Origin of the sequence: Sphingopyxis sp. Root1497, assembly GCF_001427085.1 — a bacterium.
GTDB lineage: Bacteria > Pseudomonadota > Alphaproteobacteria > Sphingomonadales > Sphingomonadaceae > Sphingopyxis.
In genome coordinates this window covers 1,571,645-1,595,900 of sequence record NZ_LMGF01000005.1, presented here as the reverse complement: position 1 = coordinate 1,595,900, position 24,256 = coordinate 1,571,645, and the positions used below count along the sequence as shown (strand labels likewise).

Below are 24,256 nucleotides of genomic sequence, written 5' to 3'. Positions count from 1 at the left end.
AAATTGGAGGCGGGACATGGCAGGCAAGACGGCAATCCGGAATTTCACCCTGGCGCTCGTGGCGGGCGGCAGCACTTTGGCCTATTCGGCACCGGCGCAGGCCGACGCTGCAGATCCTTACCTCGGCGAAATGTTTCAGGTCGGTTTCAACTTCTGTCCGCGCGGCTTTCTCCAGGCCAGCGGTCAAACATTGCCGATTTCGCAGAATACGGCGCTTTTTTCGCTGTTGGGCACCACCTATGGCGGCAATGGCCAGACGACCTTTGCCCTGCCGAATATGAACGGCCGCTCCGCCAATCATCCGGGGCAGGGGCCCGGGCTGTCGACCTATGACCCCGGGCAGCAGGCGGGAGCCGAAACCACGACGCTGACTGTGGCCAACCTGCCCAAGCACGACCACCGCGCCGCGATCCAGACCGCGAATGCGCAGGCCAACAGCACGACCGCTTCGGGCAACGCGTTCGGCATTTCGTCGAACAACAGCTTCCTGACCGGGGTCGATCCGACGGGCAACACCATGGATCGTACGATGGTACAGGTCCTGCCGACCGGCGGGTCGCAGCCGATTACGAACCGGCCGCCCTATATTGCGCTGAAATGGTGCATTGCGGTCGAGGGCATTTTCCCGGCGCGCAACTAAAGTCCTCCCAAATTCTTTTGGGATAGGCAAAGGCTGTTTGACTTTGAAGTAAAAACATCTAGCCTTCGCGCCATTGATCAGGGCAGGGGGACGGGGCAATGGCTTTCGTGCATAAATCGCGTTGGTATGCGGCCGCAGCGGCGGTCGGCGTGATCGGACTGGCAGCGCCGGCGGCGGCGCAGACTACCTATATGGGGGAGCTGTTGAAGGTCCCCTTTACTTTCTGCCCGCGCGATACCTATGAAGCGAACGGGCAATTGATCGCGATCGCGGACAATACGACGCTCTATGCGCTGTTCGGGACGACCTATGGCGGCGACGGCGTCACGACTTTCGGCATGCCCGACATGCGCGGGCGTTATTCGATGCATGTCGGGACCGGCGGTGGATTGTCCACGCGCACTCAGGGCCAGACCGGCGGCACCGAAACCAACACGATGACGCTGGCCGGGATGCCGAAGCACGAGCATATCGCGCTGATGAAGGCGACGAGCGATGCTGCCAATTCCACGACGCCGGTCGGCAATAACTTTGCGACGACGCCGGCGATGAAATATATCAACGGCACCGCACCCAACTCGAACCTGATGGAGCGCGGGTCGATCGTCGTCGCGAATGCCGGCGGCAATCAGCCCTATTCGATCGTGCCGCCGCTGTTGGCGATCCGCTATTGCGTGAAGGCATTCGGGGTTTTCCCGCCGCAGAACTGAGGCACGGGTCGGCGCGCGCGGGCGCGTATCGAGGGTAGAGGGATTTCAGGGGAGTATGACGATGCGGCATACAAAAATTCTCGCACTGGGCGCGGCAAGCGCGGCAGCGATCGCGGCGGTGCCGGCGGCGGCGCAGGACTATTATCTCGGGCAGATTATCGAGGTCGGTAACAGCTACTGCCCGCGCGGTTGGGCCACCACCGACGGCCAGATTCTTTCGATCGCACAGAATACAGCGCTTTTTTCGTTGCTGGGGACCACCTATGGCGGCAATGGTGTCCAGACCTTCGCGCTGCCCGACCTGCGCGGGCGCATGGCGATCAGCCAGGGTCAGGGGCCGGGCCTCAGCCCCTATACCCTGGGCCAGGTCGGCGGAGCGCAGCAGGCAACACTGAACCAGTCGAACCTGCCGGCGCATATCCACGTCGCGACGATCGAAACCAATCCGGGCAATGCGACCGAGCGACGCTCCTTCCGCAATGCCTTCGCCGTGACGGCCGACAATCAATATGCGACCGGGACCAACCTGAACGTCACGATGCATGTCGATACGATCACGGTACAGGGCGCGGGCGACACCGCGACGACGACGGCGCCGACGGTGTCGCCGTTCCTCGTCAACCGTTTCTGCATCGCGCTGCAGGGCATATTCCCGTCGCGCAACTGATCGCGCTCGACGAACCTATTGAAATTTGGGGAGGCGTATATGACACGCACTGGGAATTTTCATAAAGTCGCGTTGCTGTTGGCGACGACCGCCAGCTCGCTGGCCTATACGTCGCCGGCATCGGCGCAGGCGACCGAGATGTACCTTGGCCAGATGATGCAGGTCGGCTTCAATTTCTGCCCGCGTGGCTGGGCATCTGCGTCGGGCCAGATCATCTCGATCGCACAGAATACGGCGCTCTTCTCGTTGCTCGGCACGAACTATGGCGGCAACGGGCAGACCACATTCGCGCTGCCCGACATGCGCGGGCGCATGGCGATCAACCAGGGCAGCGGACCGGGTCTGTCGCCCTATGTTGTGGGCGAGCAGACGGGGACGGAAACGACGACGTTGCTGACGTCCGAAATCCCGAGCCACACCCACCGCTCGGCGGTTCAGACCGCGGTGCCGCAGGCGAATGCGACCACCGCGAGCGGCAATGCCTTTGGTATTTCGTCGAACAGCAGCTTCCTGGGCGGTAGCGACCCGGTCGGCAATTTGATGAGTCCGGGAACGGTCCAGTTCCAGCCGACGGGCAACAATATCCCGATCCCCGTTCGCCCGCCCTATCTGACGGTGCAGTGGTGCATCGCGACGCAGGGCATTTTCCCCGCGCGCAACTGACACCGGGCAACAGGTTTCGCAATCGATTTGCCGATTGCCGATGGTCTGAAAGCCGCGCCGCACCCGGCGCGGCTTTCGTCGTTTCGAGCGGCGGCCCGGTCCGTTTGGGTGCCTTGCGGGGCAATGGTCGGCAATAAAAATATATATAATCAAAAGGATGACTCTGCCCGTTTGACTCCGGTTAAATTCCGATTAGCCTTGTCGTCGGATCAGCGGACAGGGGGGCGGTGATGGCTATCACGCGAATATTGCTGGCGACGATCGCGGTCGGCGCGGGATGCGCCGGTATCGCGGCGCCGGCGTCGGCGCAGTCCTATTACCTCGGCGAGATATTGAAGACGCCGTATAATTTTTGTCCGCGCAACACGGCTCCGGCGGCTGGCGCCATTCTGTCGATCGCTCAGAATACCGCGCTTTTCTCGCTCTACGGTACGACCTATGGCGGCAATGGGCAGACCACATTCGCGCTTCCCGATCTTCGCGGGCGCGCGACGGTGCATGAGGGGCAGGGGCCGGGTCTTTCGCCCTATGTGCTCGGCCAGGTCGGCGGGACCGAAACCAGCACCATGACCGAAGCCCAAATGCCGCGGCACGAGCATGTCGCGCTGGTTCAGGCGACGACGGCGGCGGGCGACTCGCGGCGCGCCTTTCGCAACGCTTTCGGCACGACCTCCGCGAACAAATATGTCAGCGGCACCACGCCCGCCTCGGCGTTGATGAACCGCGACACGGTGATCATTCGTCCGACCGGCGAAGGGCAGCCGTTTGGCCACCGCTCGCCTGTGCTCGCCATCCAATATTGCGTGGTGACGACCGGAATCTTTCCGCCGCGAAACTGATCCGCTGACGCGGTCGATACCAAGCAGCGTTTTTGAGGGGACAGACGATGCGGCACAAGACATCATTGGCGCTGGCAAGCGCACTGGCCACGGGGATTGCCGTTCCTGCGACGGCCCAGAATTATTACGTCAGCCAGATCATCCAGACGGGTGCCAATTTCTGTCCGCGAGACTTTGCGGGGACGGACGGCCAGCTCCTTTCGATTGCGCAGAATACGGCGCTCTTCGCCTTGCTCGGCACGACCTATGGCGGGAACGGGCAGACGACCTTCGCCCTGCCCGATATCCGGGGCCGGTTGGTCGTCGGTCCGGGGCAAGGCCCCGGCCTTTCGCCCTATGATCTGGGGCAGGTCGCCGGCACCGAAACGCAGACGCTCACCATCAACCAGATGCCGCAACATGTGCATCAGGCGGTGTTCCAAACGGTCAACGGCCAGGCCAACAATCGGCGGTCGTTCCGCAACGCGTTCGCGATCACCCCGGACAATCAATATACGACCAATATCACGAGTTTCAGCGGGGCGATGAACAGCGCGACGATCACGGTCCAGAAAACCGGCGGCAGTTCGCCTATCCCCAATCTCTCGCCCTTCACGGTGACGCGCTATTGCATCGCCCTATTCGGGGTGTTCCCGTCACGAAACTGATCGCGGGCGGCAATGGCGGACAATCGAAACATGGAGGCGGGCATGGCAAATATTCGGACATTCACGGTCGGGCTGGCGGTGGGCGTATCGACGCTTGCGATGTCGGCGCCGGCAATGGCGCAGGGGCCCCAGCCGCTTCTGGGCGAGATCATCTATATCGGCGCCAATTTCTGTCCGCGGGGCTATGCCAGTACAAGCGGCCAGACGCTGTCGATCTCGCAGAATACCGCATTGTTCGCGTTACTCGGCACCACCTATGGCGGTAACGGCCAGACGACGTTCCAATTGCCCGACCTGCGCGGACGCTCGGCGATCCACAACGGGCAGGGGGCGGGTCTGACGGCATTCTCGCTCGGCGAAACCGCCGGAACGGAAACGGTCACGCTGACGACGAACAATCTGCCCAAGCACGATCATCGCGGCGCGATCCAGACCGCGAACGCGCAGGCCAATGCGACCACCCCGGCGGGCAACGCTTTCGGGATTTCGAGCAACGAGAGCTTTGAAGACGTCACGCCGCCGGCGAGCAATTTCATGGACCGCAGCATGGTTCAGGTGCAACCCGCGGGGGCCAGCCAGCCGATCTCGACCCTGCAACCCTATGTCGCGATCACCACCTGTATCGCCATTGAGGGGATCTTCCCGTCGCGTAACTGATTTTACGCATTTGGCAGCTTTGGCGGCGGGTCTGTTGGTCTTGACTGTGAAAGCCTTCGCGCGGGCGAAGCCGAAAACCGCGTAGTTCGCTCCTTACCGGATAGGCAGACCGGGTGAACGGGCGCAGCGAAAATATGTAAATTCGGTATTTTGCGGTTTCGCGATGCTGGCGCGTCCGCTTACGTCCCCCGCCCATAGTGGCGGGTATGACAAAGACATCGACCCGACTGGCCCGCGATCGACGCGGCACCGCGATGATCGAGACGGCGCTGCTGCTGCCGCTCTTCCTGATGCTGTTGCTCGGCATCCTCATCTACGGTCAATATTTCCTGCTCGCGCACAGCGTGCAGCAGGCGGCGAACGACGGCGCACGCGCCGCGATCACCGGGCTCGATGCCGCCGACCGGCGCGCCGTCGCGATCCGCGCGATCGACCGCAGCATGCACGGTGTCGGCGGTTATCGACGCGAATTGCGCAGCGTGCTGGTGTCCGAAAATGCGCAGGCGGTGACGGTCGATCTCGCCTATCATGTGCCCGAAGGCAATTTGCTGCGCTCGACACTGGTGCCCACGCCGGGCGATATCATCCGCGCCACCGCGACCTTCGAACTGCCGGCCGAATGATGCGCGCGCGGGCCCTTCTTGTCCGGCTGTCGCGCGACGTTCGTGGCAGCATCAGCGTCGCCGCGGCTTTCGGCATGATCATGCTGATCGGCGCCGCCGCACTCGCGGTCGATGTCGGATCGCTCCACCTCGATCGCCGCAAACTGCAGGGGATCGCCGACGCCGCGGCGATGGCGGCAGCGGCGAAACCGGGCGAGGAACGCGCCGCGGCCGAGCGCATCGTCGCCGCCAATTGCAATTGCGGCATCACGATCGCCGCGCTGACCCCCGGGCGCTATGTCGCCGACGTCGGGATCGCCGCTGAACGGCGCTTCACGCCCGGCGGCGCGTCGCCCAACGCGGTGCGCGTCGTGCTGACGCGCGAGCATCGGCTGTTCTTCGGCCGCGTCATCACCGGACGCGACAGCAATATCATCAGCGCTTCGGCGACGGGGGCGCGGCGCGGCTATGCGGCCTTTTCGCTGGGCTCACGCGTCGCGGCGGTGAGCGGCGGGGTCCCCAATGCGATCTTGTCGGCGCTGACCGGCAGCGAACTCAACCTGTCGCTGATGGATTACAACGCGCTCGCCAGCGCCGACGTCGACCTGCTGAAATTCTCCGACGCCTTGCGCAGCGAGATCGGGGTCGAGGCGCTGACCTTCGGCCAGACGCTCGACAGCCGGGTGACGATGCCGCAGGTGCTGTCGGCGCTCGCGGCGGCATCGGACAGCCATGTCGCGCCGCTGGTTGACCATATGGCAGCGCGGGCCAGCGCGACGCAACTCGTGCCGGCGTCGGCGATCGACCTCGGCCCGCGTTCGTCGAGCGTGCGGGTCGACGCCGCCAACCCGGTGCGCGTCAACCTGCTCAGCTTGCTGCGCACGATGCTGATCCTGGGATCCGCGGACCGGCAGGTCGACCTCGACCTCGTCGGCGCGCTGCCGGGCGGGACACAGGCGAAGCTGGCGCTGATCATCGGCGAGCCGCCGGCGAATTCGCCGCTGATCGCGGTGACCGACGACAATCAGGTCGTCGTCCGCACCGCGCAGGTGCGATTGCGGATCGACACCCGGATCGCGACGCCGGTCGCGACGATCGAATTGCCGATCCTCGCCGAACTCGGATCGGCCTCAGCGCGGATTTCTGCGATCGATTGCAGCAAGAATGCGAGCAAGGCGGTAACGCTGGCGGTAACGACGTCGCCCGCGTCGCTGGCGATCGGGACGGTCACCGATAGTGCGTTTCGCGACATGAACCGCCCGCTCGATCCCCAAAAGGCGCGCCTGCTGAAACTGCCGCTGGCCAGCGTCGACGCCGAGGCCGAACTTGTTCTGTCCGATCTGGCGGAAAAACCCGTCGCTTTTTCGCGGACCAATATCACCGACGGCACGGTCAAGACGGTGTCGAGCACGGGGTTGGTCGCGGGGGCGGCCAAGTCGCTCGCCGACCGCATGGACCTTAGCGGGTCGGTGCTCGGGATCGGACTGAATCTGGGGGCTTTGAAGTCGCTTGTCGCCACCACGGTCGGCGCAACCGCGCCGCTGCTCGACGGGGTGCTGCAGCAGGTGACCGGGGTGCTCGGGGTCCATGTCGGTCAGGCCGATGCACGCGTCAACGCGCTGCGCTGCGGCCAGGCGAAGCTCGTCGGTTAGTCCGTTCCGGAGCGAAAGCGTCCCAAACCGACCCATAAGGGAAGGAGCAGCGATGCTTCGGAGGATGAGATGGAAACAGGCCAGTCCCATGCGCGCGTATCGGCGGCGGACTTCATTCGCGGTTTTGCCAGCTGGCGACTGCATTCGGCGCGCAAGCCGGTCGTGGTGACCCATCATGGCAAGGACGCGCATGTGCTGATCTCGCTCGACGATTACCGGCGGCTGGGCGGGGCGGGCGAGGGCGTTTCCAATGAAACGCAGCTGCGCGATTCACAGGTCCTGCTGCTCGAATCGGTGCGCGACGGCCTGATCCTCGTCGATCGGGAGCGGCAGATCGCGGCGGCCAATCCGGCGGCGGCCGACATGCTCGAGGTCGCCGCGGCGGCGCTGGTCGGGCAGCCGCTCGCCGCGGCGCTGCCGGGGATCGAGACGAGCCTGATCTTCCACCACATCCTGCGCATGATCGACCATCGCGAGCGCTTCTCGGGCGATCTGCCGTCGCTGTTGCGGCCCGGGCAATGGCTGCACGCCGACCTCGTTCCGCTGCCGATCGGCGGCGCGATCATCCTGCGCGACGTCAGCGAGGTGATCGCGGCGCTCGAGGCCAGCGATGCGCGGACGGCGGCGCTCCGCGCGCTCGATGCCGATGGCCGCATCGGCCATGCGTGTATCTCGCTGCGCGAGGCGGTCGAATATGCGAATGCCTCGCTGACCGCCATGCTTGGGGTCGGCGACGAGGCGATCCGGCGGGTGAAATTCTCCGCCTTGCTCGCGGTCGCGCGGCGGGCGCAATTTTCGGATGCGCTGGAGGGGGTGCTGCGCGACGGGAAACCGGCGCGGATCGAATCCGACCTGGTGGTGCGCGACGGGGCCGTCATCCCGGTGACGCTGTCGATCGCCGAGCGGCGCAACGCCTATTTCAGCGACGGCGCGGTGGTGCTGGTGACCCCGCGCTCCTGATCGCGACGACATCCCAATTCGAACGTGCCGTGTCCATGCTGGACAAGTTCGCGGAAGTTGGCGAAGTTGCCGCGCATCGCGTTGCGAAAGACAACTTACCTTTACGTAAGCGTGAACCGGCCATATAAGGTCGGCATAGCCCTTGGGAGAATCATAATGGACATGGAGTTCAGCCCCGAAGACCTCGCCTTCCAGCAGGAAGTGCGCAGCTTCATCGCCGAAAATTACCCCGCCGACCTGCGCGGCAAGCAGGATGAGGGCGACGAACTCGCCAAGGAAGATTTCCTCGCCTGGCACAAGATCCTGTACAACAAGGGCTGGGTCGCCCCGGCATGGCCCGTCGAATATGGCGGCACCGGCTGGACCCCGACGCAGCGCTTCATCTTTTCGGAGGAAACCGCGCGCGCCGACTGTATTCGCCTGATGCCCTTCGGCCTCGCGATGGTCGGCCCGGTGATCTACACCTTTGGCACCCCCGAGCAGAAAGCCTATTTCCTGCCCCGCATCCTGTCGGGCGAGGATTGGTGGTGCCAGGGCTATTCGGAACCCGGCGCCGGGTCCGATCTTGCCAGCCTGCGCACCGCGGCGGTGCCCGACGGCGACGACTATATCGTCAACGGCCAGAAGACCTGGACGACGATGGCGCAGCACGCCGACTGGGGTTTCTTCCTCGTCCGCACCGACAAGGACGCGAAGCAGCAGGAAGGCATCAGTTTCCTGCTGATCGACATGAAATCGCCCGGCATCACCGTGCGCCCGATCATCACGCTCGGCGGCGAGCATGAGGTCAACGAGGTGTGGCTCGAGGACGTTCGCGTCCCTCAGTCGCAGCGTGTTTACGAAGAGAATAAGGGCTGGACCTGCGCCAAGTTCCTGCTCGCCCACGAACGCACCGGCATCGCCGGCGTCGCGTCGTCGAAGCGCGGAGTCGAGAAGGTCAAGCAAATCGCCCGCACCGAACTCGACGGCGACAAGCCTTTGCTCGCCAACGCGTTCTTCAAGCGCAAGATCGCCGAGCTGGAGATCGACCTGACCGCGCTCGAATTCACCGAACTGCGCAGCCTGGCCGGCCCGAATGCGGGCAAGGGCCCGGGGCCGGAATCGAGCCTGCTCAAGATCAAGGGCAGCGAAATCCAGCAGCGGCTGACCGAACTGACGCTGGAAGCGGTCGGCCATTATGGCGCGCCCTATTTCCGCGGTTTCGGGGAAGGCGACAACGAGCATCCGATCGGGCCCGACTATGCCCACCGCGCCGCGCCGACCTATTTCAACGTCCGCAAGACGACGATTTACGGCGGGTCGAACGAGATCCAGCGCAACATCATCGCGAAGATGGTGCTCGGACTCTGAAGCATGCGTCGTACCCGCGCAGGCGGGGACCGCAGTCGGCCTTATCCAGCGCCGCAGTGTAAAACGATAGCGGCCCCCGCCTTCGCGGGGGCGACGAGGATATAGAGATGGATTTCACCTACACCGAAACGCAGGACATGATCCGCGACACGCTCGCCCGTTTCCTGAGCGACACCTATGATTTCGAGACGCGCCAGAAGTTCATCGCGAGCGACGAAGGCCGCGACCCCGCGATCTGGACCGCGCTGGCGCAGGACCTCGGCATGCTCGGCGCGTCCTTTTCCGAAGAGCATGGCGGCCTTGGCGGCGGCGCGCTCGAAAATGCGATCATCATGGAAGAACTGGGCAAGGTGCTGGGCATCGAGCCCTATCTGCCGACCGTCGTCATCGCGGGCGGCGCACTTAAGGCCGTTGGCGGCGCGCAGGCGGACAAATTCATCCCCGAGATCATCGCGGGCAATGTCATCGTCGCCTTCGCCTATGCCGAACCGCAGGGCCGCTACGATCTCGCGAACCTGCGCACGACCGCCAAGAAGGACGGTGCGGGCTATGTGCTCAACGGACACAAGGGCGTGGTCTATGCCGCGCCCTGGGCGACGCATCTGCTCGTCACCGCGCGCACCGGCGGCGGCCAGCGCGACCGCGACGGCGTGTCTCTGTTCCTGATCGACGCGACCCTGCCGGGCATCGTACGCCGCGACTATCCAACCGTCGACGGCAGCCGCGCGTCCGAAATCTATTTCGAGAATGTCGCGATCCCTGCGGATGCGCTGCTCGGCGGCGAGGGCGCGGGGCTGGAGCTGATCGAACAGGTCGTCGATGAAGCCACGGTCGCGGTCTGCGCCGAGGCGACGGGTGTGATGCAGAAGCTGCACGAAGGCACGCTGGAATATACCCAGCAGCGCAAGCAGTTCGGCATTCCGATCGCCAAGTTCCAGGTGCTGCAGCATCGCATGGTCGATATGTTCATGGAGGTCGAACAGTCGCGATCGATGACGATCATGGGCACGCTGAAGCTCGGTCTGCCCGCCGACGAACGCAAGGCGGCGGTGTCGGCGGCGAAGAACAAGGTCGCGCGCGGCGCGAACTTCGTCGGGCAGAATGCGATCCAGACCCATGGCGGCATCGGGATCACGCAGGAACTGGCGATCGGCCATTATTTCAAGCGCGCAACGATGATCGAGGGCCAGTTCGGCAGCGCCGACTATCATATGGAACGCTATGAGGCGCTGACGCTGGCGGAGTAGCCTGTAAGGCGGCTCGCGGGCGTTAGCGGGTCCCATTCAATCCTCCCTGCGGCGAAGCCGTGGGGAGGAGGANGGGGCCGAAAGGTTGCACGACGCCTGACGGCGTCGGCCCCTCCGTCAGCGGCTCCGCCGCCGCCACCTCCCCATCGCTTCGCGACAGGGAAGATCTTTACGTCCGCTTCCTGCCCCAAAAGCGGGCATTCACCACAATCAATACGCCACGTCGATCGCGATGCGGATCGTCCTCGGGCGTAGCGGGGTCAGGAAGCCCGCGCTGCCCTCGACGAACGGCGTGCCGAGCGCGAAGCGATTGCCCTTGGCGTCGAACAGGTTGGTCAGCGTCAGCGACAGGCCGCGGCGATGATCGCCGAGGCGCATCGCGAGGCCGGTGTCGAGATATTTGCCCTGACCCTCGCCGAGGATCGGGCCGATACCGAGCCGCGACGGGCCGACATAATTGGCCCAGCCGTTGATGCGCAGATCCTCGTCGCCCATCGGTGCGGCATAGTTGAACGAACCGCGGACCGCGTAGCGCGCGACATTGGGAATCTGGCCGAGGCGCGCGAGCAGCGCCTCCTGCGGGATGGTGATCCCGACATCGCCCCCCGCAGCGGCGGCGCGAACCGCGATGGTGCGCAGTTCGCCGGAGAAAAGCTCGGTCACGCGGCTGTGGTTATAGACCGCGCCAAGTTCGAACGACAATTCGGGCGTCGGCCGCACCGCAAAGGCGCCGGTGATGCTGGTGATCCGGCCGTCGCCGATATTGGCGGTGGTCGGAAAGCCGTTGGTGTCGATGAAATCGGCCTGGATGTCGCGCCAGCGGCTGTGCGAGACCGAGAGGCTGGCGTCGAACGGCGTCCAGCCCTTTTCTCCGAAGCGCACGCCGGCTTCGAGCGTCTGGACCTGGTCGTTGCGGAAGCGGCGGACGAAATTATTGTCGACCGCGAGGCCGCCGGGACGGAAGCCCTCCTGGTAACGAACGTAGAGCGTCACGTTGCGCACCGGTAAGGCGAGCAGCGACGCCGACGGCAACAGGTCGGTCTCCGACCGATGCGCGGTTTCGGCGCGGCCCGCGAAAGCGACATCGAGCGGGATATCCCTGCCGGACCCGTCGAGGCTCGCATGCGAGAGGCGAAGGCCGCCCGCTGCGATCAGGTTCGGCATGACTTCGACAGTCGCCTCGCCATAACCGGTGAATTCAGTGATGCGGTTGGCGACGCCGGTAAGCGGCATCTGGACCAGTGCGTTGCCGAGTTCGCGGCTCTGGCGGGTGCGGTTGTCGAGGATGCTGGCCCCGATCACCCAGCCGAGGCCATCGTCGAACGGCCGCGACAGGCGCGTCTCGCTGACGAACATCCGCGTCGCGTTGCGCTGGTCGAGGATGCGCGGCGGGTCGTTCGGATTGCTCGCGTCGAAGCGCTCAAACAGGCGGTGGCTGACGAAGGCGTTCGATGACTGGAAATGCAGCCCGTCCCAGTCCTTCATCACCACGATCGTGCCGAGGCCGTATTTCGCCTTGGCATTTTGCTCGACCATCGAATTGCGGATCAGCGGCGGGGCGTTCTTGTCGGCATATTGTGCGTCCTGCGAGACGATCGACTGATAGACACCTCCGAGATCGATGGTCCAGTCGTCGCCGGCGTCGACGCGGAAGGTGGCACGGCCACCGCGAACATTGACACGGTTGACGTCCTTCTGCCCGCGCAGCGGATTGTCGATATAGCCGCCGTCGCTGATCATATAGCCGACGAGGCGCAGCGCATGGCCGGTCTCGCCGATCGGCAGGTTGACCGTCGCGCCGAGGTCGCCGCCGGGGTCGCCATGCTGGGTCAGCGACACGCCCGCGCTCGCCTGTACCGTCTGCCGGTCGGGATCGGGCGCCTGCGGCACGACGCGGATGATGCCGCCGAGCGATCCGGCGCCATAGAGGGTGCCCTGCGGCCCTTCGAGAATCTCGACGCTTTCGATGTCGTACAGGCGCAGGTCGGGGTCGGGGGCGTTGTAGCTCAGCCGGATGTCGCCGAGATACTGGCCGACGGTCGACTGGGTCGGACCGGTGAAGCTGGAATCGGCGATGCCGCGAATGAACAGCTTGTTGCGCCCCGAGCCGAGGTGGGTCGAGGAGACGGTCGCCATCCGCGACAGGATCGATTCCATCCCACGCTCGCCGCCGAACGCCAAATCGCCGCCATCGAGAACGGTGGCGACGCCGGCAAAGCTTGCGTAGGGAAGGTCGGTCTTTGAGGCGGTGACGATGATCTCGTCGCCGGGACCCGCGACCAGATTGTCGGGTTCCCGTGCCCTAGATGGCGGCGTTTTTGGCGGCGAGGTCGCCCGCCGCGCGACCTTCGGCGGCGGTGAGGGGCGGCGCTCGATCCGCCAGCTGGTCGCGCTGACCCGGACCGCGCGCGCTTCGGTGCCGGCGAGCATGCGGCGGATCGCCTCGTCGACGCTCATCCGCCCGCGCACCGCCTTGACCCGCCCGTTCCACAATTGCGCATCGGCGACACTGATGCTGACCCCGCCCTGGCGGCTGACGAGCGGCAGCGCCGTCGCGAGGCTGCCCTTGGGCACGTCGAACGCCCGCTCTTCCGCCGCCGACGCCGCGGTGGGCGCACACAGGGCGGCGGCCGCGACGAGGAAGGGCAGGGTGCGGTTCATATCAGCGCGTCAACACCCAGCCGTCGCCGCGCTTTTCGGCGCGTGTCCCCGACAGGGCGGCGAGGTCGGCGATGGTACGGGCCGGATCGTCGCCGACGACCAGCGCGCCGCGGAACGATTGTTGCGCCGCCTCGGGCGCGACGGTCACTTTCATCCCGGCGGTGCGCTGCAAATCCTCGGCGACCACCGCCAGCGGCGTGTCGGCATAGACGAGCAGGCCCGAGCGCCAGCCGCCGATCGACGCGGCATCGACGCTGCGCACCTTGGGCGGCCTGGCGTCGCCGTCCCGGGCCTCGATGCCTTCGCCGGCAAGCATGCGGACATTGTCGCGCTGCGGATTATAGACGACGATGCCTTCGGACACGGCGACCGATGTTTCGCGGTGGCGGCGCACGACGTTGAACGCGGTGCCGAGGTCGACGATGCGGTTTTCGCCGGCCTCGACGACGAAGGGATCGCCTTCGCGGTGGACGACGTGGAACATCGCCTCGCCGCTTTCGAGGCGCGCGAAACGCGGGCGATCCTCGTCGAGCGTGACGACCGAGCCACCGTTGATCTCGATCTTCGAGCCGTCGGCGAGCGTCAGGGTGCGATGTTCGCCCGCCGCGGTCTGGATGCGGTTCGGGTCGGCGAACAGGCCGAGGTTGGGCAGGACGATCGCGCCGACCAGCGCCGCGGCGATCGCGCCGCCGAACCAGGCGCGGCGCGAAGGAGCGCGGCGCGGTGCCGCGTCTTCGCGGATAACGACCGACGGCGCGGGATCGCGGGGCAGCGCGTCGAGATCGGCGTCGAGGAGCGCGACCGCGTCATAGGCCGCCGCGTGGGCGGGGCTTGTGCCGAGCCAGTCGGCGAAGGCGTCCCAGTCGGCGAATTCGGGGTCGCGCTGGCGGATCACCCAGTCGATCGCGCGGGCTTCGATGATGGGGTCGGTTTCAGGACGCATCGAAATGCCTCCTGACCGCGGCAAGCGCCGCATAGACCTTGCGCAAATCGGCCTCGACGGTGCTGAGGCTGACGCCGAATTCGGCGGCGATGTCGCGCTGGGCGATGCCGTCGACACGGAAACGGCGGAAGATGCGCGCCGGTCGTTCACCGGTCGCGGTCACCGCCGCCTCGACCTGCACGAGCTGCTCGCGCGCGATCAGCGCGGCCTCGGCCGAGGGTCTTTCGACCGAGGTATTTTCGCCCCACGCATGGTCGCGCAGCATGCGCTGGCGCGCCGAGCGATAGCGATCGAGCATCAGATTGTTCGCCGCGCGCATCACATAGGACAAGGGATCGGCGATCGGTCCGGTGCGGCGCTCGGTCAGCCGCATCCATAGGTCCTGGAACAGGTCCTCGGCGCCGTCGCCCGCGCCGCGCACTTCGAGGAACCGCACGATGCGGTCGCGGTTGGCGAGCAATACGCCTTCGATGCCCTGCGCGGGCGAGGGTGCGTCGGTCGCATCGGTCATGGATCGGTTGATTCGGAACGCCATCTGCTGCTGAACGACACCTGTTTGGCCGGCGCCCCCCGTCCCCCTGGCGGAGCCGTCATATAGCGCACCGTGCGGCACGCGCAACCGCAGCATGACTCCGCCGATGCCCGGACGGCGGTCCTGCTCGGGGAGAAAGGGGGCGGTGGCGGCAATCATGGTCCTCATCGTTCGTTCAAAAAGCAAGGCAAGGGGGAAGCGGAGGGTGGGGTAATGCTTCCCCCTTGCGGACAAGGCCGGTCAGGGGCGGGGGCGTGCCCTTCAGAGACCGACCTTGAGGCTCGCGCGGAAAGCCCAGCCGATATGGCTCTGCTGTTCTTCCGCAGAAAGTTCGCCGCCCACCTGGAAGGAGGAGTTGCCGGCCATCCCGCGGATGCGGCCGACCCAGCCGCTCGTGCGATCGTCGGGGACGAGGGTGAAGGGCGTGCCGTCCTTGAACGACGCCGTCGTCGTGCCGAGCGAGCCGCCGACGATCTGGCGCCGGCCGCCTTCGATCTCGAAGCGCGTCCAGCCGTCATATTCGTCGGTGCCGCCGAAATCGAGGCCGACCGCCACGGTGCCCGAGACCGCGAGTTCGTCGCTGTCGCGGCCGAGGACGGTCAGGTCGAGCGCGTCGCCGCCGCCGGTTTCGGTGTAGCCCTTTTCGGTGAGCTTGTAATAGTCGACCGCGACCGTCGGGCGCACCGACAATCCGCCCAGGCGGCCGTCGTGCGCGACCGAACCCGAGGCGGACCACAAAGTGCCGTCCCACTTGCCGCGGATCGTTTCGTCGATGTCGTCGGCGCCGGCCTCGGCCTGGAACCGGCGGGTGCCCTTGAAGCTGATCGGCGCGCCCGAGATACGGGCATTCGCCATCCAGCCGTCCGACCGCAGGCGCCAGTGCAGCGCGCCTTCGAACTGGCTCGACGTCACTTCATTGAGGTTGCTGGCGTTGCCGTCCTTGCCGCTGAGGAACGCGATCGAGCCGCCGAAATTGCCCATGTCGGACTTGATTTCGGCGCCGAGCGAGATGCCCCAGCCGGTGACGTCGTAACCGGCGGTGTCGCCGATGCTCTTTGACGTGCCCCACACGGCCTGGTTGACCCAATAGCCCCATTTGCCTTCGTCCTGGAACGGCGCGTTGGGATCCATCAGGTAGCGGCCGAGGGCGCGCGAGCCCGAGGTGACGGTTTCGAACACGCCGCCTTCATGCTCGGGCAGCATCTGGCCGAGCTGGCCCTTGAACTGGGTGCCGTTGGTGATGTCGAGGAACACCTGTTCGATGGCCTCGTCCCCCGCGAGCGCGTCGATCACCGCGTTGAAGGCGCCCGCTTCGGAGCGGTTGAGGCCGAGTTCGGTCGTGCTCTTGCGCGACACGTCGACGATCAGCTGGGTGGCGTTGGAGGTCAGGGTGCCCTTGAACAGGAAGGGCAGCGTCGTCGAGGTGGTGGTGAGGTTGCTGGCACCCGTCAACGTGCCGGCGGTCAGCACGACATGCTGGCCCTCGGCATTGTCGAGGCTGGACAGCCGCAGCGCCAGTTTCGATTCGGCGCCGAAGCTGGCGTTGCCGGTCACCTGGATCGCGGTGCCGGTGGTGCCGCCGTCGAGGGTGACGCCGAGCACGCCCTTGTTGGTGACCGCGAGCGACGAAATCGTCGCCGCGCCGACGACGTCGAAGGCGCCGCCGTTGACCGCGACCGCGAGGCCCTGCGCATTGGCGAGGCGACCCGAGAAGATCGCGGTGCCGCCGATGGTCAGCGTGTCGCTGCCGCCGCCGAAGTCGGCGAGGCCGCCGAATTTCGAGGTGCCGGCAAGCGTCATGATGTCGTTGCCGTTGCCGAACTGGGCGGTGCCGTCGTACGTCGCGTCACCCGACAGCGCGAGGGTGTTGTTGCCGGTGCCGAAGAAGCTGTCGCCCTTCACCGAACCGTCGGCGATGTCGATCAGGTCGTTGCCGACGCCGAAACGGATGTCGCCGACGATCGACGGTGCGGTGATGCCCGAAGCGACGGCGGTCTGCTTGACCGACGCGCCGCCGGTATTGGCCGACAGGTCGATCGCGATGTTGCGGTCGGAGGTGCCCAGCGCGCCGGTCGCGGTGATCGTGCCGCTGTTTTCGACCAGCCCGACATTGCCCGACAGGTCGACGATACCGCGTGCGGTTCCGTCGGTGCCCGCCGCCTTGGCGCTGACCGTGCCGCTGTTGCGGATCATCCCGACATTGCTGCCGGCCTGAACGAGGATGCCGGTCGAGATCGCCGTCGCGGCGTTGCCGCCCGAGGCTTCGATCCTGCCCGCGTTACGGATTTCGGGGACGGTCGCGCCGGCGCCGACCTGCAGCGCGGTCGCCGAAGCGCCGTTGGAAACCGCCGTGACGGTGCCGCTGCTGCCGATCGCGAGGCCGCCGGCGATGGTGACGTTTCCGCCCATGCCGCCGATCTGGATCGCGGCCGCATTCTTGCCGGCATAGAGGCCGTTGCCGAGGATCGCGCCGTCGATGATGACGCCGAAATTGGTACCGGTGCCCGCGACGGGGCCGATGGTGACATCGCGCCCCGCGGCGCCGATGCGCACGGCGGGCGCCGACCCGAAGGAGCGGACCGAAGCCGAGCCTTCCTTGGCGTCTTCGATGCCGTCCTTGTCCTCGTCATTGTCGGTGGTGCTGCTGTCCTTGGGCGGGACGGCGAAGATGATGCCGCCGGTCACGTCGCCCTCGATCGACAGCGCCGGGCCGCCGATGAGCAGGTCGTCGGCGTCGAGCTTCGAAGGGTCGGCGGGGACGGTGGTGGTGCGGTAGCCGGTCGAGGTCAACGTGCCCTGGATCTCAAGCGCGCCGGTGATGTTGCCCGAGAGACGCGCTGCGGTGGCATCGAGGCCGGTCGCGGTGATCGTGCCCGCGAGGCGGACATTGCCGGTGACATCCCGCAGGCCGACGCCGAGCGCGCGGTCGCCGAGGACCGAGATCGTGCCATCATTGGTGAACTTGCCGGTCAGCGGGCCGCCGAGGCGGATGCCGGCCGAATCATTGCCCTCGACCGTGATCGCACCCGAATTGACGATGTTGCCGGTAAAGGCGCCGGCGGTCGCGATGCCGACGCGTCCGGTGCCGACCGCGAAGGGGCCGTCGATGTCGCCGTCATTGTCGATGTCGGTCGGCGCATAGGTCTCGTCGATGACGATCTTGCCGCTGGCCGCGTTAGTGATCGCGCCGGTCGTCCCCGCATTGGCCAAAATGCCGATCGAACCATCGGCGTTGGTGATCTGGATCGTGCCCTCGTTGGTCATCTTGTGATTGCTGTCGATCGTGACCGCGGTGCCCGAGGTCGGCTTGATCGATCCCGAAGCGGCGAGCCTCGCGTCATCGGGGGCGGTTCCGCCATTGACCGTCGAGGTGCGGATGGGCGTGGTGAGCGCGTTGCCGATCACGGTTTCGGCATAGGCAGGCGTGGCGATGACAGCCACAAGACAGGTGGACGCGAGTAGGGTCTTGCGCATGAAGGTCCTCTTGAAATCGGGGCGGGAAGGGTCCCGCGACAATCTCAAGACGGACCCCGCCCTGCGCAGCCTTGGAAAAAAATCGCTCGCGGCCAGCAAAATTGTCGCAACCTGTCGCAATCGTAACCAAAGCATTGCGCAAGACCGCCCAATTTGCTCAAGGATAGCGACTTAAGGCTAGTCCCCAGCCCGAAAAGGTTCTTCGAATGCATGTGAATGGGCGGCCGAGGCTTCGGCTCGGCGCGATCTGTGTCGCGATGGTGCTGCTTGCGGGCTGTTCGGCGAGCGACGAGGGCGATGGCAACCGGCAGGCGCCGGAGGTCGGCTATGTCGTCGTCCAGCCGGCCACCGTTCCGGTGCCGATCGAACTTGGCGCGCGGACGGTGGCGTTCGAGACGAGCGAAGTCCGCCCGCAGATCAACGGTCTGATCCGGCGGCGCTTGTTCGAACAGGGCGGTTATGTCCGCGCCGGCCAGCCGCTGTTCCAGATCGACGCCAGCCTGTATCAGGCCGCGGTCGACCAGGCGGCCGCCAATCTGTCGAGCGCGCGCGCCAGCGCAGAAGCGGCGAAGGTCAAGGCCGACCGTTTCCGCCCGCTCGCCGAGATGGAGGCGATCGCCAAGCAGGATTACACCGACGCACTGGCGCAGGCGCGCGTTGCCAATGCGGTCGTCGCACAGAATGGAGCGGCGCTCGAAACCGCGCGGATCAACCTGCGCTATACGACGATCACCGCGCCGATCAGCGGTCGCATCGGGCGAACCTTGTTCACCGCCGGTGCGTTGGTCAACGCCAACCAGACCGATCCGCTCGCGGTGATCCAGCGTACAGACCCGATGTATGTCGACATGCAGCAGTCGAGCGCCGAATTGACCGCGCTGCGCCAGTCGATCGCCGCGGGCGGTGTCCTGCCGGGCAGCACCAGCGTGCGGCTGATCCTCGAAGACGGCAGCGCTTATGGCTTTGCCGGAACGATCGAATTTTCCGAAGCGGTGGTCAGCGAGGAAACCGGCACGGTGACATTGCGCGCGCGTTTCCCGAATCCCAAAGGCACGCTGCTTCCCGGCATGTTCGTGAAGGCGGCGTTCGACCAGGCGATCGAAGAAAATGCCTTCCGCGTGCCGCAGGCGGCGATGCAGCGCGATTTCGACGGGTCGGCATTCGTCTATCTGGTCGGCAAGGACAACAAGGCCGAGCGCCGCAAGGTGAAGGCCGATCGCACATTGGGCACCGACTGGATCGTCACCGACGGATTGAAGGCGGGCGACCGCGTCATCAGCCAGGGGCTCGGCAATTTGCGGCAGGGGCAGCCGATCCGCCCTGTCACGGCGAGCAGCGGGCAACGTGTCGGGGTGCCCAAGGGCGGCACGGCGGGCGGCGCTTCGGAAAAGCCAGCGGCGAAGGGTAACTGACCGCCCATGTCGCGTCTGTTCATCGATCGTCCGATTTTCGCATGGGTGCTGGCGATCATCGTCATGCTCGGCGGGGTTGGCGGGTTGTACCTGCTGCCGATCGAGCAATATCCCGACATCGCGCCGGCGCAGGTCAACATCCGCGCGCAATATCCGGGTGCATCGGCCGAGACGATCGAGAATAGCGTCACCCAGGTACTGGAGCAGCAACTGACCGGGATCGACGGGCTGCTCTATTTCAGTTCGCAGTCGAGTTCGCGCGGGCAGGCGAACATCACCGCCATCTTCGCCAAGGGCACCGACCCCGACATCGCGCAGGTGCAGGTCCAGAACAAGATCCAGGCGGCGCTGTCGCGCCTGCCGCAACAGGTGCAGGCGCAGGGCATTCGCGTCACCAAGGCCAATTCGGACACGCTGTTACTCGTCGGCGTCTATGACGCGACCGACACGCGCGTGAACCAGGACGTGTCCGACTATATGGCGTCGAACATCCAGGACCCGCTGTCGCGCGTCGAGGGCGTGGGCGAGGTCAATATCTTCGGCGGCCCGCACGCGATGCGAATCTGGCTCAACCCGCAGCGGCTCGCCGCGGTGTCGCTGATGCCGAGCGATGTGATTTCGGCGATCACCGCGCAGAATGCCGAAGTCGCGGCGGGCGAGGTCGGCGGCCTGCCGTCGCCGCAGGGCCAGATGCTCAACGCCACGGTCACCGCCCAGTCGCGAATGCAGACGGTGGCCGAGTTCGAAAATATCGTGCTCAAGACGCTGCCCGACGGGGCGGCAGTGCGGATCAAGGATGTCGCGCGGGTCGAGATCGGCGCCGAAAGCTATGCCGTCGTGAGCCGCATCAACGGCCACCCCGGCGCCGGCATGTCGATCTCGTTGTCGCCCGGTTCCGACGCGCTGGAAACCGCCGACCGGGTGAAGGCGCGGATGGAGGAACTCGCCGCCGATTTCCCCGACGGACTGACCTACAGCTACGCCAACGATGCCACCGCCTTCATCAAGCTGTCGGTGAGCGAGGTGCAGAAATCGCTGTTCGAGGCGATCCTGCTGGTCATCCTCGTCATGTTCGTCTTCCTGCAAAGCTGGCGCGCGGTGCTTATCCCGGCGATCGCGGTGCCGGTGGTGCTGCTCGGGACCTTTGCGATCTTCTATATCCTGGGGTTCAGCATCAACACGCTGACGCTGTTCGGGCTGACGCTCGCGATCGGCCTGCTCGTCGACGACGCGATCGTCGTCGTCGAGAATGTCGAGCGGTTGATGGAAGAGAATCCCGAAATGTCGGCGCGCGAGGCGACGATCCAGTCGATGCAGGAATTGCAGGTCGCGCTGATCGCGATCGCGCTGGTGCTGTCGGCGGTGTTCCTGCCGATGGCCTTCTTCGGCGGATCGACCGGTGTCATCTATCGCCAGTTCTCGGTCACGATCATTTCGGCGATGATGCTGTCGGTGCTCGTCGCGCTGATCCTCAGCCCGGCGCTGACCTCGACCTTGCTCAAGCCCAAGCATCAGGGCGACGCCGCGACGCCGCGGGGGCGTTTTCCACGCGCGCGCGCCTTGCTCGAGCGGGCGAAAGACGGCTTCAACACCCGCTTCGACCGCACCGTCGAGCGCTATGTCGGCAGCGTGACCAAGGTGGTCGACCATAAATGGCTGTTCCTCGGCATCTATGCGGTGCTGCTCGTCGCGCTGGCCGTGCTCTTCCTGCGCCTGCCCGGCGGCTTCCTGCCCAACGAGGACCAGGGGCGCGTCCAAGTCCAGTTCCGTCTGCCCGCCGGCGCGACGCAGGGGCGGACGCTCGAGGTCCGCGACGCGATCGAAAAATATATGCTGACCGAGGAAAAGGCGAACGTCGGGGCGCTGTTCCTGATCGCGGGTGGCGGCGGCGGTTCGGCCGCGGGACAGAATACCGGGCAGGGTTTCGTCAACCTCGTCCATTGGGACGAGCGTTTGGGCGATGAAAACACCGCCGACGCGATCGCTGCGCGCGCGCGCAAGGCGCTGAGCGGACTGCGCGATGCCCAGATCTTTGCGCTCGTGCCCGGCGCGGTGCGCGGTCTCGGCGATTCCTCGGGTTTCACGATGCAGTTCCAGAACCGCAGCGGCATGAGCCGCGAAGAATTCGTGGAAGCGCGCGAGAAACTGCTGGCGATGGCGAACGCCAATCCCAAGCTGACATCGGTGCGCCTGTCCGACCTTCCCGACGTCGCGACGCTGAAGGTCGACGTCGATACCCAGCGACTGACCGCTTATGGACTGACCAACAGCGACGTGAATTCGACGCTCGCGACCGCCTGGGGCGGGCGCTACGTCAACGACTTCATCGACAAGGGCCGCGTCAAGCGCGTCTATGTGCAGGGCGATGCGCCCTATCGCGCCAAGCCCGAGGATCTGGGCCAATGGTACGTCCGATCGAGCGACGGCGAGATGTCGCCCTTCTCGGCCTTTGCAAAGGTCGGCTGGTCGACGACGCCGAGCAGCAGTTCGCGTTTTCAGGGCGTGCCGGCGTTCGAAATCTCGGGGCAGCCGGCCGCCGGCACCAGTTCGGGCGAGGCGATGAACGAGATGGAGCGCATGGCGGGCGAGATTGCCGGCACCAGCGTGGCCTGGTCGGGTTCCTCCTATCAGGAGCGGCTGTCGTCGGGGCAGGCGCCCTTCCTGTATGCGATTTCGCTGCTCGTCGTCTTCCTGTGCCTCGCGGCGCTCTATGAAAGCTGGTCGATCCCGCTCGCGGTGCTGCTCGTCATTCCGCTCGGACTGATCGGCGCGGTCTTCGCGGTGACGCTGCGCGGGCTCGAAAACGACGTCTATCTCCAGATCGGCCTGCTCACGACGATGGGACTCGCGGCGAAAAACGCGATCCTGATGATCGAATTCGCCGAACAGGAAGAGCGCAAGGGCAAGCGCGTGATCGAGGCGGCGGTCGCCGCGGCGCGCATCCGCCTGCGTCCGATCCTGATGACCAGCTTCGCCTTCATCTTCGGCGTGTTGCCGCTGGCGATCGCGACCGGGGCGGGCGCGAACAGTCGCGTCGCGATCGGCACCTCGGTGATCGGCGGCATGCTCACCGCCGCCTTCCTCGCGATCTTCTTCATTCCGCTCTTCTTCGTCCTCGTCCGCCGCGGGGTGCGCGACGGGTTGCTCGCGGTGCGCGGCTGGATCGGCCGCCGGCGTGACGGCAGCGAGGTGGCGGCATGACGCGCGTCCTGCTTCTGGGCGCGGCGACGCTGGCGCTGGGCGCCTGTTCGCTGGCGCCCAAATATGTCCAGCCGGCGCCGCCGGTGCCGGCGTCGTGGCCGGTCGGCGACGCCTATCTGGCGCAGAGCGAGGCGGCGCTGCCGCGGGTGACGCTCGCCGCCCTGTTTCGCGATCCGCGGCTGCTGGCGCTGATCGATCAGGCGCTCGCCAACAACCGCGAACTGCGCGTCGCCGCCGCCAATGTCGCGGCAGCCCGGGCGCAGGTGCGGGTGACCCGATCGGCGCAGTTCCCGGCGATCGGGATCAGCGGCTCGGGCGATTATACCGACGGCGGTATTTCGGGTGGCGTCGCGAGCGGTGGACGCGAGAGCTATGCGTTGCAGGCCGGGGTCTCGGCGTTCGAACTCGACCTGTTCGGGCGGCTCGCCAATGCGACCGCCGCCGACCGCGACCGCGCCTTTTCCACCGAGGCGGTGGCCCGCACCGTGCGCCTGGCGCTGGTCGCCGACCTGGCCGAGGCCTGGACCAACCATGCCGCCGACCGCGAACTGCTGGGAATCGCGCGCGAGACCGCCGACAGCGCGCGGCGCAGCGTCACGTTGACCCGTGCAAGGTTGGAGGGCGGGGTCGCACCGCGCACCGACCTGCGCCAGGCCGAACAGGTGCTGGCGACCGCCGAGGGCGACCTGGCGTTGCAAACCGCCGCGGTGGCGCAGGACGAGAATCTGATCCGGCTGCTCGTCGGTGCCGATTACGACAAGGCGCTGTTGCCGCAGACCCTCGACGAGGTGAGCGCGTCGATCGCGACGCTGCCGGCGGGAACCAATTCGCAAGTCCTGCTGCGCCGACCCGACGTGGTCGAGGCTGAATATCTGCTCCGCGCCGCCAATGCCGATATCGGCGTCGCGCGCGCGCGGCTGTTCCCGACGATCTCGCTGACCGGGCTGCTCGGTTTCGCGAGCGATGCGCTGGGGTCGCTGTTCACCGGCGACGCGCTCCGCTTCAGCGCGGGCGCCGACGCCAGCCTGTCGATCTTCGACGCCGGCGGGCGCCGTGCCGGGGTCGCGGTCAGCGAGGCGCAGCGCGATGCGGCGCTCGCGAGTTACGAACGCGCGATCCAGACCGCGTTTCGCGAAGTCGCCGACGCGCTCGCCGATCAGGGCACGCTTGGCGAGCGGCTGCGCGCCGCGCGCGCCAACACCGAGGCGGCGGCCGATACGGCAAGGCTGACCGACGCGCGCTATCGCGGTGGGGTCGACAGCTTCCTGTCGAGCCTCGACGCGCAGCGCAGCCTCTACAGCGCCCGCCGCGCCCAGATCGCGGTCGAACTGGCAGCGGTGCGGAACCGGATCACGCTGTACCGCTCGCTGGGCGACGATGGGATTTCGACCGAATAGGG

19 protein-coding genes are annotated in these 24,256 nt (G+C 66.1%); 15 read left to right on the top strand and 4 right to left on the bottom strand.

Annotation, left to right across the window (positions count from 1 at the left end):
* Window positions 1-16 precede the first annotated feature (16 nt).
* The 12 genes from ASD67_RS22030 (at window position 17) to ASD67_RS21975 (ending at window position 10,634) form a co-directional block, all read left to right on the top strand.
* On the top strand, window positions 17-640 hold the full coding sequence (locus ASD67_RS22030; protein WP_056351718.1) for a phage tail protein: 624 nt from the start codon (window positions 17-19) through the stop codon (window positions 638-640).
* A 98-nt stretch (window positions 641-738) separates the two neighbouring features.
* A complete protein-coding gene (locus tag ASD67_RS22025; protein WP_056351715.1) occupies window positions 739-1,350 on the top strand; it encodes a phage tail protein in 612 nt (203 codons plus the stop codon).
* 61 nt (window positions 1,351-1,411) lie between these two features.
* Window positions 1,412-2,017 carry a phage tail protein gene (locus tag ASD67_RS22020; RefSeq protein ID WP_082545290.1) on the top strand — a complete coding sequence of 202 codons (606 nt, stop codon included), beginning with the start codon at window positions 1,412-1,414 and terminating at the stop codon, window positions 2,015-2,017.
* Window positions 2,018-2,056: 39 nt separating this feature from the next.
* Window positions 2,057-2,680, top strand: coding sequence for a phage tail protein (locus ASD67_RS22015; RefSeq protein ID WP_056351709.1), 624 nt, complete (start codon window positions 2,057-2,059; stop codon window positions 2,678-2,680).
* Window positions 2,681-2,910: 230 nt separating this feature from the next.
* Window positions 2,911-3,519, top strand: coding sequence for a phage tail protein (locus ASD67_RS22010; RefSeq protein ID WP_056351707.1), 609 nt, complete (start codon window positions 2,911-2,913; stop codon window positions 3,517-3,519).
* Window positions 3,520-3,566: 47 nt separating this feature from the next.
* Window positions 3,567-4,166, top strand: coding sequence for a phage tail protein (locus ASD67_RS22005; RefSeq protein WP_082545249.1), 600 nt, complete (start codon window positions 3,567-3,569; stop codon window positions 4,164-4,166).
* 42 nt (window positions 4,167-4,208) lie between these two features.
* A complete protein-coding gene (locus ASD67_RS22000) occupies window positions 4,209-4,823 on the top strand; it encodes a phage tail protein (protein ID WP_235535786.1) in 615 nt (204 codons plus the stop codon).
* A 206-nt stretch (window positions 4,824-5,029) separates the two neighbouring features.
* A complete protein-coding gene (locus ASD67_RS21995) occupies window positions 5,030-5,446 on the top strand; it encodes a TadE/TadG family type IV pilus assembly protein (RefSeq protein WP_056351704.1) in 417 nt (138 codons plus the stop codon).
* Window positions 5,443-7,077, top strand: a complete 1,635-nt coding sequence (locus ASD67_RS21990) for a TadG family pilus assembly protein (protein WP_056351701.1) — start codon at window positions 5,443-5,445, stop codon at window positions 7,075-7,077. The genes ASD67_RS21995 and ASD67_RS21990 overlap by 4 nt, the downstream gene beginning before the upstream one ends.
* 69 nt (window positions 7,078-7,146) lie before the next feature.
* Window positions 7,147-8,037: a PAS domain-containing protein gene (locus tag ASD67_RS21985; protein ID WP_056351699.1), complete on the top strand. Its 891-nt coding sequence runs from the start codon at window positions 7,147-7,149 to the stop codon at window positions 8,035-8,037.
* A gap of 156 nt (window positions 8,038-8,193) precedes the next feature.
* Window positions 8,194-9,387 (top strand): acyl-CoA dehydrogenase family protein, encoded by a 1,194-nt coding sequence (locus ASD67_RS21980; RefSeq protein ID WP_056351696.1) that lies wholly within the window; start codon window positions 8,194-8,196, stop codon window positions 9,385-9,387.
* Between the two features lie 107 nt (window positions 9,388-9,494).
* The gene (locus ASD67_RS21975; RefSeq protein ID WP_056351693.1) at window positions 9,495-10,634 is read left to right on the top strand and encodes an acyl-CoA dehydrogenase family protein; all 1,140 of its coding nucleotides are present in this window, start codon (window positions 9,495-9,497) and stop codon (window positions 10,632-10,634) included.
* Between the two features lie 210 nt (window positions 10,635-10,844).
* Here the strand turns inward: ASD67_RS21975 and ASD67_RS21970 are convergent, their stop codons facing one another.
* The 4 genes from ASD67_RS21970 to ASD67_RS21955 all read right to left on the bottom strand — a co-directional run bounded on the left by ASD67_RS21970 (window position 10,845) and on the right by ASD67_RS21955 (window position 18,244).
* Window positions 10,845-13,295 (bottom strand): TonB-dependent receptor domain-containing protein, encoded by a 2,451-nt coding sequence (locus ASD67_RS21970; RefSeq protein WP_056351689.1) that lies wholly within the window; start codon window positions 13,293-13,295, stop codon window positions 10,845-10,847.
* Between the two features lies 1 nt (window position 13,296).
* On the bottom strand, window positions 13,297-14,238 hold the full coding sequence (locus ASD67_RS21965; RefSeq protein ID WP_056351687.1) for a FecR family protein: 942 nt from the start codon (window positions 14,236-14,238) through the stop codon (window positions 13,297-13,299).
* On the bottom strand, window positions 14,228-14,938 hold the full coding sequence (locus tag ASD67_RS21960; RefSeq protein WP_327197040.1) for an RNA polymerase sigma factor: 711 nt from the start codon (window positions 14,936-14,938) through the stop codon (window positions 14,228-14,230). The genes ASD67_RS21965 and ASD67_RS21960 overlap by 11 nt, the downstream gene beginning before the upstream one ends.
* Before the next feature lie 93 nt (window positions 14,939-15,031).
* Window positions 15,032-18,244 (bottom strand): autotransporter outer membrane beta-barrel domain-containing protein, encoded by a 3,213-nt coding sequence (locus ASD67_RS21955; RefSeq protein ID WP_056351683.1) that lies wholly within the window; start codon window positions 18,242-18,244, stop codon window positions 15,032-15,034.
* A 206-nt stretch (window positions 18,245-18,450) separates the two neighbouring features.
* Here ASD67_RS21955 and ASD67_RS21950 point away from each other — a divergent pair, with 206 nt between their 5' ends.
* Genes ASD67_RS21950 through ASD67_RS21940 form a run of 3 tightly spaced genes read left to right on the top strand, consistent with a single transcriptional unit; the run spans window position 18,451 to window position 24,254 of the window.
* Window positions 18,451-19,656, top strand: a complete 1,206-nt coding sequence (locus tag ASD67_RS21950; RefSeq protein WP_056351680.1) for an efflux RND transporter periplasmic adaptor subunit — start codon at window positions 18,451-18,453, stop codon at window positions 19,654-19,656.
* A gap of 6 nt (window positions 19,657-19,662) precedes the next feature.
* Window positions 19,663-22,857, top strand: a complete 3,195-nt coding sequence (locus tag ASD67_RS21945) for a multidrug efflux RND transporter permease subunit (protein ID WP_056351678.1) — start codon at window positions 19,663-19,665, stop codon at window positions 22,855-22,857.
* Window positions 22,854-24,254 carry an efflux transporter outer membrane subunit gene (locus ASD67_RS21940; RefSeq protein ID WP_056351675.1) on the top strand — a complete coding sequence of 467 codons (1,401 nt, stop codon included), beginning with the start codon at window positions 22,854-22,856 and terminating at the stop codon, window positions 24,252-24,254. The genes ASD67_RS21945 and ASD67_RS21940 overlap by 4 nt, the downstream gene beginning before the upstream one ends.
* Window positions 24,255-24,256: the final 2 nt, after the last annotated feature.

What these genes read in the sequence shown, in the direction of transcription:
- ASD67_RS21965 (WP_056351687.1), bottom strand. Translation starts at nt 14,238, where the DNA reads ATGCGTCCTGAAACCGACCCCATCATCGAAGCCCGCGCGATCGACTGG.
- ASD67_RS22030 (WP_056351718.1), top strand. Translation starts at nt 17, where the DNA reads ATGGCAGGCAAGACGGCAATCCGGAATTTCACCCTGGCGCTCGTGGCG.
- ASD67_RS21945 (WP_056351678.1), top strand. Translation starts at nt 19,663, where the DNA reads ATGTCGCGTCTGTTCATCGATCGTCCGATTTTCGCATGGGTGCTGGCG.
- ASD67_RS21990 (WP_056351701.1), top strand. Translation starts at nt 5,443, where the DNA reads ATGATGCGCGCGCGGGCCCTTCTTGTCCGGCTGTCGCGCGACGTTCGT.
- ASD67_RS21980 (WP_056351696.1), top strand. Translation starts at nt 8,194, where the DNA reads ATGGACATGGAGTTCAGCCCCGAAGACCTCGCCTTCCAGCAGGAAGTG.
- ASD67_RS21970 (WP_056351689.1), bottom strand. Translation starts at nt 13,295, where the DNA reads ATGAACCGCACCCTGCCCTTCCTCGTCGCGGCCGCCGCCCTGTGTGCG.
- ASD67_RS21950 (WP_056351680.1), top strand. Translation starts at nt 18,451, where the DNA reads ATGCATGTGAATGGGCGGCCGAGGCTTCGGCTCGGCGCGATCTGTGTC.
- ASD67_RS22025 (WP_056351715.1), top strand. Translation starts at nt 739, where the DNA reads ATGGCTTTCGTGCATAAATCGCGTTGGTATGCGGCCGCAGCGGCGGTC.
- ASD67_RS21995 (WP_056351704.1), top strand. Translation starts at nt 5,030, where the DNA reads ATGACAAAGACATCGACCCGACTGGCCCGCGATCGACGCGGCACCGCG.
- ASD67_RS22015 (WP_056351709.1), top strand. Translation starts at nt 2,057, where the DNA reads ATGACACGCACTGGGAATTTTCATAAAGTCGCGTTGCTGTTGGCGACG.
- ASD67_RS21940 (WP_056351675.1), top strand. Translation starts at nt 22,854, where the DNA reads ATGACGCGCGTCCTGCTTCTGGGCGCGGCGACGCTGGCGCTGGGCGCC.
- ASD67_RS21955 (WP_056351683.1), bottom strand. Translation starts at nt 18,244, where the DNA reads ATGCGCAAGACCCTACTCGCGTCCACCTGTCTTGTGGCTGTCATCGCC.
- ASD67_RS22020 (WP_082545290.1), top strand. Translation starts at nt 1,412, where the DNA reads ATGCGGCATACAAAAATTCTCGCACTGGGCGCGGCAAGCGCGGCAGCG.
- ASD67_RS21975 (WP_056351693.1), top strand. Translation starts at nt 9,495, where the DNA reads ATGGATTTCACCTACACCGAAACGCAGGACATGATCCGCGACACGCTC.
- ASD67_RS22005 (WP_082545249.1), top strand. Translation starts at nt 3,567, where the DNA reads ATGCGGCACAAGACATCATTGGCGCTGGCAAGCGCACTGGCCACGGGG.
- ASD67_RS22010 (WP_056351707.1), top strand. Translation starts at nt 2,911, where the DNA reads ATGGCTATCACGCGAATATTGCTGGCGACGATCGCGGTCGGCGCGGGA.
- ASD67_RS21960 (WP_327197040.1), bottom strand. Translation starts at nt 14,938, where the DNA reads ATGAGGACCATGATTGCCGCCACCGCCCCCTTTCTCCCCGAGCAGGAC.
- ASD67_RS21985 (WP_056351699.1), top strand. Translation starts at nt 7,147, where the DNA reads ATGGAAACAGGCCAGTCCCATGCGCGCGTATCGGCGGCGGACTTCATT.
- ASD67_RS22000 (WP_235535786.1), top strand. Translation starts at nt 4,209, where the DNA reads ATGGCAAATATTCGGACATTCACGGTCGGGCTGGCGGTGGGCGTATCG.